Source organism: Lactobacillus sp. YT155 (genome assembly GCF_030504545.1).
Classification (GTDB): Bacteria; Bacillota; Bacilli; order Lactobacillales; family Lactobacillaceae; genus BQUT01.
Genome location: NZ_JAUKWP010000002.1, coordinates 56,706 through 71,358, shown reverse-complemented (window position 1 = coordinate 71,358; position 14,653 = coordinate 56,706). Strand labels below are relative to the sequence as shown.

Below are 14,653 nucleotides of genomic sequence, written 5' to 3'. Positions count from 1 at the left end.
AACAATGGGTAAATATTTTGGAACTGATGGTGTTAGAGGAGTAGCCAATAGCGGCCTAAAACCAGAATTTGCTTTTAAATTAGGACGTGCCGGAGGCTATGTTTTAACAAAGCACTCAGATAAAAAACAACCTAGAGTTTTGGTTGCAAGAGATACTAGAATTTCAGGAGAGATGCTTCAATATGCGTTGATTTCAGGACTACTTTCTGTTGGAATTGAAGTTTTGAACTTAGATGTTATCACCACTCCAGCGGTTGCTTTCTTGGTGAAAGCTCAAAATGCTGATGCAGGTATTATGATCTCTGCATCTCACAATCCCGCACAAGATAATGGAATCAAATTCTTTGGTTCAGATGGCTATAAATTAGCCGACGAAACAGAATTAGAAATTGAAAAATTCTTGGACGAAGCCGAAGATACTTTGCCACGTCCTGCAGCTCTTGGATTGGGAACTATTGAAGATTATCCAGAAGGCTCACTAAAATACATTGAGTTCCTTAAACAAACTATTCCCGGTGACTTGGCAGGAATAAAATTAGTGGCTGATACAGCTAATGGGTCAACCTCAAAGATTGCGGGCAATCTTTTTGCCGACTTAGATGTTGATTTTGATATTATTGCTAGCAATCCTGATGGCGTTAATATTAACGATGGTGTCGGCTCAACTCATCCCGAGAAATTGGCCGAAGAAGTTGTAAAACAAGGTGCACAACTAGGCCTAGCTTTTGATGGTGATGGTGATCGTTGTATCGCAATTGATGAAAAAGGAAATATTGTGGACGGAGATAAAATTATGTTTATCCTCGGAAACTATTTCAAGGACAATGGTACTTTGAAAAAAGATACTATTGTCACGACTGTTATGAGTAATATTGGCCTTTATAAGGCTATCGAAGAAAATGGCATGAAGTCAGTTCAAACAGATGTTGGTGACCGACATGTTGTTGAAGAAATCCGTAAAGATGGTTATTCACTTGGTGGTGAACAATCAGGACATATTGTTTTATTCGAATATCACAATACTGGTGATGGTATGTTAACTGGAATTCAGTTAATGAAAGTTATGAAGCAAACCGGTAAATCGTTATCTGAGCTTGCTGCACCGGTGAAGACTTACCCACAAAAACTGGTAAACATTCCAGTTGTTGATAAGAAAGCTTGGGAAGAATCCGCAGCTATTACTGAAGCAATTAAGTTAGTGGAAGACAAAATGGCCGGCGATGGTCGTGTCCTAGTTCGTCCTAGTGGTACAGAAGACTTATTACGAGTAATGGTGGAAGCTGCTACTGAAGAAAAAGTGAACGAATACTGTGACAGCATTTGCGATGTTGTGAAAAAAGAAATTGGTAAATAGACCTTCAAGGTCTTTTTTTTTGACGTCAATTCCAAATCTATATATACCAATTTAGATAAATTTAAATAAAAATTAATTATCATTGACTTATTTCCTTTGTTTTTGTAGAGTTATCTGTGTTGAAAAATGAATGTTTTTTCAAAAATTCATCTATACCAATTTCGAAAATAAAGGATATAAATATGTGTGGAATAGTTGGTGTTATTGGCACCGTAAATACAAAAGAAATGTTAATTGATGGTCTAAAAAAACTAGAATACCGTGGCTATGATTCGGCTGGTGTCTTTATTAATGGCAACCAAGGTAGTCATTTAGTAAAAGAAGTAGGCAAAATTGCTAAGTTAGAGGATGCAATTTCTAATGAAGTTGGAGGAACTATGGGGATAGGTCATACCCGATGGGCAACTCATGGTAAACCAACAGTAGAAAATGCGCATCCTCATTTCAGTAGTGATGAACGCTTTTATTTGGTTCATAATGGGGTAATCACAAATTATGAACAATTAAAAGAAACTTATTTATCTGGGATTGAATTCGCTAGTCAAACCGATACTGAAGTTGTAGTCCAATTAGTTTCATATTTTGCTAATCAAGGGATGACAACTTTAGAAGCTTTCAAACAAACGATTAGTTTACTAGAAGGCTCATATGCATTTGCATTAGCTGATAAAGAAAATCCTGAGCAAATTTTCGTTGCTAAAAATAAAAGTCCTCTTTTGCTGGGAATAGGCGAAGATTTTAATGCTTTGTGTTCTGATGCAATGGCAATGATCAACTATACGAATCAATTTGTTGAATTACACGATGGCGAAATTGTTATCTTAGAAGCAGATAACTATGAAATTTATGATCAAAGTGGAGTTGCTATTGAACGCTCACCTTATGAAGTTGACTTAGACCCTAAGGAAATTTCTAAAGGGACTTACGATTATTACATGCTCAAAGAAATTGATGAGCAACCCGGAGTAATCAGAAGAATAAGTGAATTTTATTTGAGTGATGAACAAGTAAACCTTGATGAAGACTTGTTAAATAAAATGGCGACTGCTAAACAAATTTATATTGTGGCCGCTGGAACAAGTTATCATGCTGGCTTAGTTGGTAAGAGAATTATTGAGGAATTAACTGATATTCCTGTTAATGTTGAACTTGCTAGTGAATTTGGTTATCACTTACCAAAATTAATTGATGAGAGTTTCTTTATTTTCTTATCTCAAAGTGGTGAAACTGCCGATAGTCGCCAAGTCTTGGTAAAGATTAACGAAATGAATTTGCCAAGTTTAACAGTAACCAATGTGAAAGATTCGACTCTTTGGCGTGAAGCAACTTATCAGATGCAACTTCTTGCCGGTCCTGAAATTGCGGTAGCTTCTACAAAAGCTTATGTAGCTCAAATTGCCGTGCAAGCTGTAATTGCCAAAGTTTTAGGAGACCATTTGAATAATGCTACTGCTAAGCAACTAGACTTAAGAGAAGAACTTTCGTTGGCGGCTAACGGAATTCAAGCTATTGTTGATCAAAAAGATGATATTGAGAAATTATCATATGAGTTCTTCACTAATCAAAATCACGCGTTTTATATTGGACGTGGAATGGATTACGCTTTATGTTTGGAAGCTGCTTTGAAATTAAAAGAAATTTCCTACATTCATACCGAAGGATTTGCTGCGGGAGAATTAAAACACGGAACAATTTCATTAATTGAAGACAAAACTCCGGTAATAGCTTACTTAAATGATCAAAATACAACTGGTTTAACTCGCGGAAATATTGAAGAAGTTCAAGCTCGTGGGGCTCATGTACTGGTTATTTCCAATCAAGATGATGCTCAAAGTGACGACCAAATTGTGTGCTTTACGATTAATGAGTTGTTACAACCTTTAATTAGTGTGGTACCGGCCCAATTGTTAGCTTATTATGCCAGTCTTCAACGTGGTAATGATGTTGATCAACCAAGAAGTTTGGCTAAGAGCGTTACCGTAGAGTAATGGCGTCTATCTTGTGATATGATATTTTTGAAATATTACAAGTGAGAAATAATATGTCGAAAAAAGTAGAAAGAATTGCTGCTGTTATTTTTTTCTTGATGATCTTAATAATTTTTATAAGTTCATCAATGACTTATAAACAGCAAACCATGGTACCAGCTTTTAGCAAATATCTAACCAATAAACCTTTTTATCATTTATTGAGTCAGCTTCACTTTACCTATGGTGGACAAGCTCATTCGATTGATAATATGGGTTATTACAAGTTAGCAGAATTTTTTATCAGAAAATTTGCTCATTTTGGTAGTTATTTAGTTATTGGTACATTTTTATGGTTAGCCATTTACAACAAAATAAATTCCAAAGTTATGTTGTTTTTCATGGCTTGGTTAATGACTACTGGCTTAGCTGCTTTAGATGAATTTCATCAAGAAATTACTACTGGTAGAACACCATTAATTGATGATGTAATGCTTGATAGTGCAGGAGCTTTGGTAGGGATTTTAGTAGTTTGGCTAATTTATCTGATATATTTACACATAAGAACGAAAAAAGCTATTTAAAAATAGCTTTTTTTTTGATAAAATTAACTAGATTTTGTGACACAAAATAAATTAAAGAAAGAAGGACGCAAGATGTCAGGACATTCAAAATGGCATAACATTCAAGGTCGTAAAAACGCCCAAGATGCAAAACGTGGAAAAATTTTCCAAAAAATCTCACGTGAATTATTCATGGCTGCAAAAGGTGGTGATCCTGACCCTGCGAACAACGCCGCACTTCGTATGGTAATGGATAAAGCTCGTGCTGCTAATATGCCTAAAGATAACATTAAACGTGCTATCGACAAGGCTGTTGGTGGAGCTGCTGATAACTATGAAGAAATCACCTATGAAGGATATGCACCAGGTGGTGTTGCTGTCCTAATCGAAACACTTACAGATAACAAGAATAGAACTGCTTCATCAGTGCGTGTAGCTGTAACTAGAAATGGTGGAAGTATGGGAGCCGCTGGTTCAGTTGCTTATATGTTCGACCGTAAAGGTTACATTGCTATTGACCGGACAACTACTGATGCTGACGAAGATCAAATGCTAGAAGATGTAATGGAAGCAGGAGCTGACGATTTACAAACTAGTGATGAAGTATTTGAAATCTATACTGAAGCAAAAGAATTCACTTCAGTTCGCGATTATTTGGAAGAAAAAGGTTATGAATTAGCTAATGCTGAATTGACCATGATTCCACAAAATACTACTCCAATTCCTGAAGATAAAAAAGAACAATTCCAACACATGATTGATCAGCTAGAAGATGATGATGATGTTTCAAATGTTTACACTGCTGCAGAGGATTTTGAAGATTAATTAAGAAGCTTGCCTTAATATGAGGTAGGCTTTTTTAATAATTGCTTAAAATAAAAATTAAATTAAACTGTATTTTTAGTTTTGCGATACACTGGTAATAATGTAATTGAAATAAGGAGAAAATGATGACTAATTATTTAGTAGTAGGTTCAGGTCTTTTTGGATCAACATTTGCATACGAGGCAGCCAAACGTGGACATCATGTTAAGGTAATTGAAAGAAGAGACCATATTGCTGGAAATATTTATACCAAAGAAGTTGATGGCATTCAGGTACATGAATATGGAGCTCATATTTTTCATACCAGTAATAAGAAAATCTGGGACTATGTTCACCAATTTGCGGAATTCAATCGTTATACTAATAGCCCAATCGCCAACTACAAAGGCGAAATCTATAATATGCCATTCAATATGAATACCTTTAATAAACTTTGGGGCGTGGTTACTCCTGAAGAGGCTCAAGCTAAAATTGATGAACAAAAAGCAATTCTTAATGGTAAGAAGCCAGAAAACCTTGAAGAACAAGCAATCTCTCTAATTGGAACCGACATTTATGAGAAATTAGTTAAAGGTTACACTGAGAAGCAATGGGGACAAAAAGCTACTGATTTACCGGCATTTATTATCCGTCGTTTGCCAGTTAGATTGACCTACGACAATAACTATTTCAATGATACTTATCAAGGAATTCCAATTGGTGGATATACGCAAATTGTTGAAAAAATGTTAGCTAGTGATTTGATTGAAGTTGAAACAGGAGTTGATTTCTTTGATCACAAGCAAGAATATATCGATCAGTATGATAAAGTCATTTTTACTGGAATGATTGATCAATTTTTTGACTATCAATTAGGTGAATTAGAATATCGTAGTTTACGTTTTGAAACCGAAGAACTTGATGAAGATAATCACCAAGGAAATGCAGTTGTGAACTACACTGATGCTGAAACTCCTTACACAAGAATTATTGAACATAAGCATTTTGAATTTGGTCAAGGTAATAAGCATAAGACCATTATTACCAAGGAATATCCTGCTAAATGGTCGCGTGGTGATGAACCATATTATCCAGTGAATAATAAGCAAAATAACCATCTTTACACAAAATATAATGAGTTAGCTAAATCAGAACCAAAAGTGATTTTTGGTGGTCGTTTAGGACAATACCGGTATTACGATATGCATCAAGTAATTCAGGCATCATTGCAACTTGTTGGCCAAGAATTTGGTGAAAAAATAATTTAAAAAGAACTTCCTAACAGGAAGTTCTTTTTTTTTGCGTAATTAAGTTCAAGACGGAGGTGATCTTTTGAATATTAAACAAGAAATAGATGAGATGTTCAAATCAGCAATTAAGAAAAAAGTTTCTGATATCTTCTTTATTCCAAGTCAAAAGAAGGTGCAGATACTTTTTAAATTGATAAATCGGCGACAAAATTTTAAAGACTTAGAAGAAAGCGTTGCTGGAGGAATAATTAATTTTTTGAAATTTCAAAGTGGCATGGATATTAGCGAAAAGAGACGGCCACAACTGGGTTCTTACCAGTATCAAGGAGTTAATTTGCGACTCTCTTCAGTGGGGAATTATTTGAATCAAGAAATATTAGTAATTCGACTCATCTATCCTAATATCGAAGAACAGGCGTTGCCAGAAAAATTGACTGAACTTGTCGATAGAAAAGGTTTGATTCTATTCAGTGGTCCTATGGGCTCAGGTAAAACTAGCTTAATGTATCGCTTAGCACAACTGTTTTTACCTAGTAAAACAGTTATGTGTATCGAAGATCCGACAGAAATTCATGTTGATGGCTTTCTGCAATTACAAGTAAATGATGAAGCCAAAATGAGCTATGAAGAACTGATTAAAACAAGTTTGCGGCAACGTCCAGACATATTGATTGTTGGCGAAATCAGAGACCAAATGACGGCCCAACTGGTTGTTAAAGCGGCATTAAGTGGATATACAGTTTTATCAACTATTCATGCCAAATCAAAATACTCAGTAATCAAACGAATGATTGAATTTGGCGTTGATGAATTTTCTTTGAAGTCGGTTTTAAATGCCGCGATTTACCAACGTTTAATCCCTAGTATTAATCAAAAACTATTATGTGTAATCGATATTTTATTGGACTTTGATTTACCAGAGAAGATTAACGAACTGAAAGATTGGCAGAATAAATTGAAAAAATATTATGAAAGAGGGGTGATTAATCATCAAGTCTATCAAAAATATTTTTACGGATAAAAAATTTAACAAATCAGTGCAGGCGGATATTTTGTTTACCTTAGGAAAGCTCTTAGAAAATGGCTTTTCACTAGCTGATTCGTTATTTTGTTTGAAATTAAAGTATCAATCATTTCGAGATGTTTTTAATCGGTTTGAAAAGCGATTGGATAACGGAGAAGGTTTAGCCAAAAGTTTTACAGCTTTTAGACTGTCTAATTTGATGATTTCTCAATTAGAAATCGCTGAGAAAAATGGCTTGATGAAACAGTCTATCAAACAAATTGGTGAATTATTAAAGATGCAAGTTAAGCAACTAAAGAAATTACAACTATTGATGCTTTACCCAGCCTTTGTTTTTGTATTTTTGTTAGTCATTATGGCACTGATAAAAGTCTTTTTCCGTTTCGATTATGAATTAACCCAAGCCACTATTTATTTGGAAATCTTTGATTGGGCCTTGATAGGTGCTTTGATAATACTAATTTTGCTGTCAATGTATAAACTAGTTAAATTTAAAAAACTAAATGACTATCAGGCAGTTCAACAAAGAATTAATTTGCCAATAGTTGGCTCGGTATTTCAAAAATATTATGAGTATAATCTGTTATTTGCCATTGGATTAATGATAAAAAGCGGCTTAAGAATTTCAGATATTGTTAAGTTAGATCTAACTGGAAATTTAGTGTATCAAGTTTTACGAGATAAATTAGTAGCGATGTTACAAAAAGGGCAGAGCTTATCACAATTTATTAAACAGAGTAACTTAATTGCTAACGAACTTGATGTTTTGGTAGCGGCGGGCTTAAGTCACGACCAATTAGGTGATGAAATTTTGATTTTATCGCAATTAAAATATGATGAGACACTAGAAAAAATGCAAAAATTAATTGTGAAAATTCAACCACTTGTCTTTATTATTATTGCGATTTTGATCATTAATACGTATCTAAAAATTCTACTTCCAGTTTATGGAATGATGAAAGGGATGTACTAAAAAATGAAACTATGGAGAAAGAAAAGAAAGGCTTTCACACTATTAGAAATGGTAGTCGTAATTTTTATTATCTCGATTTTATTATTGATAATTATTCCTAATATTGCCACTCAAAAGTCGCATGCTGAAAGTAAAACTGACGAAGCATTTATTACCACAATTCAAAGTCAGGTCGATTTGTATGATGGGAATTCCAGTTCAGTAACTTTAGAACAATTAGAAAAAGACCATTATATTTCTAGCAAGCAATTAGAACACGCTAATGACAAAGGAATTACCATCAAAAATGGCATTGTTCAAAAGAGTTAAACCAGCTTTTACACTATTAGAAACAACATTGGCGTTATTTGTTTTGACGATTGTTTTAGCAATTCCGATCGCCAGTTTTTCACAGTTCAATAGTGAGTTAACTAAGACGACATTCTTAAAGCGTTGCAAGGTTGATTGGTACAGTGCACTCTTACAAGCAAGAATTTCTCAAAAACCAATTTATGTTAAGTTCTTGAGTTACGAACAACGAATTGAATTTAGTTCCAGTGTTTATCATGAGAGCCTACAGGTACCTAGTAGATTACATTTGGAGACCAAAGAGGGTGTAACTATTTCGAGAACAGGGACAGTTAAACCATTTACGATTGCTTTTACCGATGTTCAGACACATAAAAAAATTAGTTATAAAATTCAATTTAATTGGGGTGAAGTAATTGAAAAATAAACCTGCCTTTATAGCTGTAGAAGCATTAGTTGGCTTTGCCATTACCGTAACTAGTTGTTTAGTATTGGCGATATCTTTTGATAATATGAATCATTTTTTGAATCGTAGGATTGATGAAATTAATGCATATCAAGCTTTCATTAAGTTAACCGAAATAGGACAAACACACATCAAAATAAATAATTGTGAGTATCAATTAGTTCGAAATGGAGAAAAGATATCGATTGAAAACCAAGATGAGGGAACGATTTATCAAATTGAAAAGAAGTAGAGAAGGATTTATTTTCTATGAAATGGTCATTTATTTGTTAATAACCGCAATCTGTTTTTCGGTTATTTATAATGAATTATTTTTGACCAAGAAAGTAATGAATCATGGTGTAGTTGAACAAGTTAATTGGCATAGTTCGACTATGGAATTAGATCGCCTGTTCGAGAACACCAAAGTCTCTAATGCTACTGATAGTAGTATAAGTTTCTCTAAAACATTGGATTCTGGCGAGAAAACTAAAACTTACACTTTGGAACGCTATCAAAAAATGCTTCGGGTTCGTGGTGCATCTCAAGGACATATGCCAATTCTTTTAGATGTTCATTTCGCTCGATTCAACTATAAAGATGGGCTCTTAAAAATAAAAATTACGAGAAGGAATAAAAAAATCTATGAGTACGTTCATAAATTTGAAGAGTAAAGCATCAGTTTTATTAGTTTCAGTTGTGGCACTGCAAATAACGACGGTTTGTTTATTAGTAAAAGTCGAATCATTTAAAAATCAGGTAAAAATTTGTCAACGAATCAAAAATAATTACCAGAATAAAATCAATAAAATCTTAAAGTGAGTTGCTTGTAAAAGGTTTTATTTACTGTAAAATTGATTTTAAGAAAACAAAAGGAAGTCAATATGGCAGAAGATAGAATCGAGGAACTATTTCAACAACTTACTACAACGACAACGATTTTGAGAGATGATCTCCAGACATCTGCTCATGATGCTTTAGCCGAAAATATCCATAATATTTTAACCAAAGAAGTTTTTGTCGAAAATGGTGCTCCTGCTCAAGAAACAGTCAAAAGTCTTGAGAGTATGTATAAAGATATTGGTCTGAACAACTTAACGACAGAAGAACTTTTTAAGCTGATGCAGTTATTAATTCTCAAGGCTGAAAAAGATGATCAGACTGAAGTTAATAAGTTGATGACTCCCAATCCAATTGCAGTGATTACAAGTTTGATTATTCATGAATTAATTACGGTTATGAAAAAAGACAATTTGTCGATTGCCGATCCGACAGTTGGGACTGGGAATTTATTATTACAAATTATTTCTAATCTCAAAGAAACCAATAAAGTACAGTTAAGTGGAATTGGAATTGATAATGACGATGTTCTATTGAGCTTAGCTGATTCATATTCGCAATTGTTAAATCTTAACGTTGACCTTTATCATCAAGATGCGGTTAAACCGTGGGCTGTCAATGAACTTGATTTAGTAATTGCTGACTTGCCTGTAGGTTATTATCCTATTGAAGATGACTTGGATAGTTTTGAAACGAAAGCTGAACAAGGAAAATCGTTCGCACATCATTTGTTAATTGAAAATTCAATGACGCACCTAAAATCAGGCGGTTGGGGAGTTTTTGTAGTCCCTGCTGAAATATTTACTACTGACCAATCAAAAGGTCTAGCCAAATGGATGGTATCAAATGTATACTTACAAGGTGTATTGAATTTTGCAAGCGATTTATTCTCGTCAGATGAAGCTCAAAAATCCCTTGTTTTATTGCAGAAACATGGTGATGGAGCTCAACAATTCAAAGATGTAATGATGGGTGAAATTCCATCATTAAAGAAGATGGATTCGTTTAAAAAATTCCAAGCAGAACTTAACAAGTGGTTAAAAAATAATTGTGATTAGAGGTTATTATTATGAGTATGATTTTAGCAATTAACACAGGTAGCTCAACTTTGAAATGGAAGTTGTATGAAGTTCCTAGTGAAAATGTCATTGCTGAAGGAATGGTTGATCGTTTAGGTTTACCAGGTTCAGAGTTTTCAAGTAAATATAACGGTAACAAGGAAAAAATCAAAAAAGATATTAACACTCACGAAGAAGCAGTAACTATGTTACTTAATTTCCTTACCGAAAAAGGAATTGTTACCGACATGAATGAAATTGTTGGTGTTGGACATCGTGTTGTTGCTGGTGGAAGTGAATATAAAGATTCTGTTGTAGTAGATGACAGTGTTCTACAAGGCATCGAAGACCTAGCAGATTTTGCTCCATTACATAATCCAGCTGAACTTGCTGGAATTAAATCATTCATGAAAATTTTGCCAAACGCTAAGCAAGTAGCTGTTTTTGATACATCATTTCATACAACAATGGCACCAGAAAACTACTTGTACAGTGTTCCTTATGAATACTATGAAAAATACGGTGTGAGAAAATTCGGTGCTCACGGAACTTCACATAAGTATGTTTCCCGAAAAGCTGCTGAAGTCTTAGGCAAACCAATTGAAGACTTGAAGATGATTACCTTACATATTGGTAGCGGTGTTTCTATTACTGCAATTGATGGTGGTAAATCAGTTGATACTTCAATGGGATTCACACCGCTCGCTGGGGTAACTATGAGTTCACGTTCTGGTGATATTGATCCCTCATTGATGGCTTATTTAATGGAAAAAGAACATATCAATAATCCTGAAGACATGATTGATATTTTGAATCATAAATCAGGATTACTAGGAATATCTGGTGTTTCACCAGATATGCGTGATTTGATTGAAGCAAAGGATGAGAATCCTAAAGCCCAATTAGCAATTGATATTTTTGTAAATCGAATTGTTAAATATGTTGGTTCATATGTAGCGCTATTAGGTGGAGTCGATGCCATGGTCTTTACCGCTGGTATGGGTGAAAACAACGCTCAAATTAGAGCAGCAATTACCGATAACTTTAACTTTATCGGTGCAAAAATTGATAAAGACAGAAATGAAAATGGCAAGGGAGCTCGTTTAATTAGTTCTGACGATTCAAAAGTTGACGTGATGATGGTACCAACTGATGAAGAATTAATGATTGTGCGAGACGTTGTTAGATTAACTAAGTAAAAAGCTGAGAAATCAGCTTTTTTATTTGCTTCAAGGGATGTTTCCAGTTACAATGTTAAAGGAATCTGGGGTCGTTCTGGATTCGACATGTGTAATAGCGTGTGGGCCGCACTCCGTAGCGTCAACTACGTTAAAAGGGCACAGTTTAATTATAACTGCAAAAAATAATAACACTTACGCTGTAGCTGCTTAATACCAGTTTAGCGTGATCCACCTGGATTAGTCCCGAGTTCAGTCGTGGGTCCAAAATTGAGGGACTACGTTTAACTATGCATTCTGAATAGTTAAAAAGAGATAATCAGGATAGTCACTATGATTAACCTGGTTGTGTGGTGCACATAGTGGCGAAATTTAAGTAGCACAACTATGAGTGTAGAAGTTTACATTGCGTTATGCTTGGACGCGGGTTCGACTCCCGCCGACTCCATTGTGAATAAAAAAAGACCTACATTTTTGTAGGTCTTTTTTTATAGCTTTTTCTTTAAATAATATTTCGTTGTTCCAATAAAAGGAGTATCTTTAATACTTCCAAAAACCTCAAATCCGAAGTGTTCATAAAATTCACGAGCTTGATAGTCTTGAGTATTTACTGTGAGATACAGGCATTTATTCTCAATGGATAATTGTTCAATTTTTTTCATCAGAGCGGTACCTACTCCCTGATGTCTGCATTCGATGTTTATGCCTAATAAAGATAAATGCATTGTATTTCCATATAGTTTGGCGATAGCGCCACCACGCCACTCATCATTTTCAAATGCACCAATAGAAAAAAGACGTTCATTTGCTTGAACTACATCTGAGAATAGCTCTTGTTGTTGAGTGTTTAAGATTGCAATAATGTTTTCTTTGTTTTCTTCTAGTTCTAGCTTTTCTAATTTCATATTTTTCTCCAAATTATTTTATTGAATAAATTCCAAGAAGTATTTCTTTAATGAGTCTTTATCATCGATGGGTAAATTATGACCGCTTGTCTTTAGAAGAATAGTTTCAAAATTATCTGCATGTTCAAAAAATGTTTCCTGATTCTTATAGCCAACAACATTATCAAATTTGCCTAGCAAAACAATACTTTTTCCTTCTGAAATTGGTTTTAAAGATTTTTCAAACGAAAATTGATAATTTCTATCAGAGAGATTTTCCCAAAAAGGGAGTGATTTAATGACTCCAGGAAGAATCGATTTTTGATATTGTGTCCAAGTTTTTTCATTTATTCGGGTGTTAATACCTAAGTAATCTTCATAATATTCTTGGTTTGTAGTGGGGATGACTTCTTGTTCAAGGATATTCTTATTTTCTACAAGTAGGCGGTCTTTTTGACGCGCCTTTACAACTGGACAAGTTATAAACATAGCGATAATTTTATTTTTAAAAATTTGAGATAGTCCTAAGGCAAGATATCCGCCATAAGAATGACCACAAAGTAAAAAATCTTGATTAATAGAAGTTTCTTGAATGAAGTCAGCAATTTCAGTTAAAACATCATCTGAATTTTTGATGTCATCATTAATAGGAGATTTTCCCATGCCTGGAATATCAAGATAAATTCGTTTATAAGAATTGCTTTCACTGAAATATGATTCATACCAGTTAACCATACTTGTCGAGTCTAAATGATTGCCATGAAGGAAATAAATGGGAGTTCCTTCACCATATGTTTGATAGTAAATTTTGCTTGTCATAATCAACATCCTTTCAAACGGTCAGAGGTATTTTATCGTTATTATAAAGATAAATAATTATTAAGTCATTAAGAAATAGCTTTTGAATTACTTTCTTGATATCATTAATAAAATCAAGAAAATGAGGTTTAACTTATGATAAAACCTAAAAAATTACAAAAAGGTGATAAAGTTGCCATCGTAAGTCTGTCCAGTGGGATTCTTGGTGGAAGTGAGTTCCAATTAAAACTAGGAATTGATGCTCTGAAATCTTTTGATTTAGAACCGGTGCTTATGAAGAACGCTACTAAGGGAATTGACTATTTGTGGAATCATCCCGAAGCTAGAGCTCAAGACTTAAAAGCGGCTTTTTTGAATGACAGTATTAAAGGAATAATTTGTGCAATTGGGGGGATTGACACTTACAAGACGGTTCCATTTTTACTTGAAGATGATGAATTCGTGAACGCTGTTAAAACTCATCCGAAATTGTTTACCGGGTTTTCCGATACGACAATTAATCATTTGATGTTTTATAAATTAGGCATGAAAACTTTTTATGGTCCCAACTTCTTAAACGACCTTGCTGAATTGCCGGAAAATATTTTGTCGTATACAAAATTAAATTTCGAAAATTACTTCTCTGATGCAAATTCATTTGAAATTAAATCAAGTGATACTTGGTTTGAAGAGCGAATTGAATTTGATCAAGCAAGTCTTGAGACTCCTAGAGTTAAACATAAAGAAGAGCATGGATATCTGGTTTTGCGTGGCCAAGGAAAGGCTCAGGGAGAACTGATCGGCGGTTGTTTAGAAAGTTTATATAGTCTGGTTTCACCAATTGATTTTCCTAATGAATCAGCCGTCAGCAACAAGTATGAGTTGTTTCCGTCTGCTGATAAGTGGCAGGATAAAATCTTGTTCATTGAAACCAGTGAAGATAAGCCTGATGCGGCAGAATATCGGAAAATGTTGCGTGGATTGTTCGCGACTGGAATACTAGAAAAGATTTCTGGTATTTTGGTAGGAAAACCACAGAATGAAATTGGTTTTGATGAATATCAAAAAATTTTAGTTGAAGAAACCAAAGAGACCAACACACCGATTTTATATAACGTGAACTTTGGACATGCCTATCCGCACGCAGTAATCCCTTATGGTGCAAAAGCAGAGATTGATTTTGATAATAGAAAAGTTAAAATAGTTGAATCGTTTTTCGACAAATAA

General features: G+C 34.2%; 16 protein-coding genes and 1 other RNA gene. 15 read left to right on the top strand and 2 right to left on the bottom strand.

What is annotated here, in order from left to right; all coding sequences use genetic code 11:
* The first annotated feature begins 4 nt into the window (after positions 1-4).
* The 14 genes from glmM (at position 5) to ssrA (ending at position 12,195) form a co-directional block, all read left to right on the top strand.
* Positions 5-1,354 carry a phosphoglucosamine mutase gene (glmM, locus tag Q2T76_RS03205; protein ID WP_302084076.1) on the top strand — a complete coding sequence of 450 codons (1,350 nt, stop codon included), beginning with the start codon at positions 5-7 and terminating at the stop codon, positions 1,352-1,354.
* Between the two features lie 182 nt (positions 1,355-1,536).
* Positions 1,537-3,342, top strand: coding sequence for a glutamine--fructose-6-phosphate transaminase (isomerizing) (gene glmS / locus Q2T76_RS03200; protein ID WP_302084075.1), 1,806 nt, complete (start codon positions 1,537-1,539; stop codon positions 3,340-3,342).
* Between the two features lie 53 nt (positions 3,343-3,395).
* Positions 3,396-3,905, top strand: coding sequence for a VanZ family protein (locus tag Q2T76_RS03195; RefSeq protein ID WP_302084074.1), 510 nt, complete (start codon positions 3,396-3,398; stop codon positions 3,903-3,905).
* Between the two features lie 72 nt (positions 3,906-3,977).
* On the top strand, positions 3,978-4,709 hold the full coding sequence (locus tag Q2T76_RS03190; protein WP_302084073.1) for a YebC/PmpR family DNA-binding transcriptional regulator: 732 nt from the start codon (positions 3,978-3,980) through the stop codon (positions 4,707-4,709).
* Positions 4,710-4,834: 125 nt separating this feature from the next.
* The gene (gene glf, locus Q2T76_RS03185; RefSeq protein ID WP_302084072.1) at positions 4,835-5,956 is read left to right on the top strand and encodes a UDP-galactopyranose mutase; all 1,122 of its coding nucleotides are present in this window, start codon (positions 4,835-4,837) and stop codon (positions 5,954-5,956) included.
* 64 nt (positions 5,957-6,020) lie between these two features.
* Entirely contained in the window at positions 6,021-6,959 is a 939-nt protein-coding gene (gene comGA, locus Q2T76_RS03180) for a competence type IV pilus ATPase ComGA (protein ID WP_302084071.1), read from the top strand.
* A gap of 31 nt (positions 6,960-6,990) precedes the next feature.
* Positions 6,991-7,935, top strand: coding sequence for a type II secretion system F family protein (locus Q2T76_RS03175; RefSeq protein WP_302084070.1), 945 nt, complete (start codon positions 6,991-6,993; stop codon positions 7,933-7,935).
* 3 nt (positions 7,936-7,938) lie between these two features.
* Positions 7,939-8,244: a competence type IV pilus major pilin ComGC gene (comGC, locus tag Q2T76_RS03170; protein ID WP_302084069.1), complete on the top strand. Its 306-nt coding sequence runs from the start codon at positions 7,939-7,941 to the stop codon at positions 8,242-8,244.
* A complete protein-coding gene (locus Q2T76_RS03165; protein WP_302084068.1) occupies positions 8,198-8,650 on the top strand; it encodes a hypothetical protein in 453 nt (150 codons plus the stop codon). Before comGC ends, Q2T76_RS03165 begins: the two co-directional genes overlap by 47 nt.
* Entirely contained in the window at positions 8,640-8,921 is a 282-nt protein-coding gene (locus Q2T76_RS03160; RefSeq protein WP_302084067.1) for a hypothetical protein, read from the top strand. The genes Q2T76_RS03165 and Q2T76_RS03160 overlap by 11 nt, the downstream gene beginning before the upstream one ends.
* On the top strand, positions 8,908-9,342 hold the full coding sequence (locus tag Q2T76_RS03155; protein ID WP_302084066.1) for a ComGF family competence protein: 435 nt from the start codon (positions 8,908-8,910) through the stop codon (positions 9,340-9,342). The genes Q2T76_RS03160 and Q2T76_RS03155 overlap by 14 nt, the downstream gene beginning before the upstream one ends.
* A gap of 210 nt (positions 9,343-9,552) precedes the next feature.
* Entirely contained in the window at positions 9,553-10,566 is a 1,014-nt protein-coding gene (locus Q2T76_RS03150) for a class I SAM-dependent methyltransferase (RefSeq protein WP_302084065.1), read from the top strand.
* Positions 10,567-10,577: 11 nt separating this feature from the next.
* Positions 10,578-11,765: an acetate/propionate family kinase gene (locus tag Q2T76_RS03145; RefSeq protein WP_302084064.1), complete on the top strand. Its 1,188-nt coding sequence runs from the start codon at positions 10,578-10,580 to the stop codon at positions 11,763-11,765.
* A 67-nt stretch (positions 11,766-11,832) separates the two neighbouring features.
* Positions 11,833-12,195, top strand: a transfer-messenger RNA (tmRNA) gene (gene ssrA / locus Q2T76_RS03140).
* A gap of 37 nt (positions 12,196-12,232) precedes the next feature.
* On the opposite strand, the gene Q2T76_RS03135 is transcribed toward ssrA, so the two are convergent.
* The gene (locus tag Q2T76_RS03135) at positions 12,233-12,649 is read right to left on the bottom strand and encodes a GNAT family N-acetyltransferase (protein ID WP_302084062.1); all 417 of its coding nucleotides are present in this window, start codon (positions 12,647-12,649) and stop codon (positions 12,233-12,235) included.
* Between the two features lie 18 nt (positions 12,650-12,667).
* The gene (locus Q2T76_RS03130; RefSeq protein ID WP_302084060.1) at positions 12,668-13,447 is read right to left on the bottom strand and encodes an alpha/beta fold hydrolase; all 780 of its coding nucleotides are present in this window, start codon (positions 13,445-13,447) and stop codon (positions 12,668-12,670) included.
* A gap of 135 nt (positions 13,448-13,582) precedes the next feature.
* On the opposite strand from Q2T76_RS03130, the gene Q2T76_RS03125 reads away from it, so the two are divergent.
* Positions 13,583-14,653 carry a S66 peptidase family protein gene (locus tag Q2T76_RS03125; RefSeq protein ID WP_302084058.1) on the top strand — a complete coding sequence of 357 codons (1,071 nt, stop codon included), beginning with the start codon at positions 13,583-13,585 and terminating at the stop codon, positions 14,651-14,653.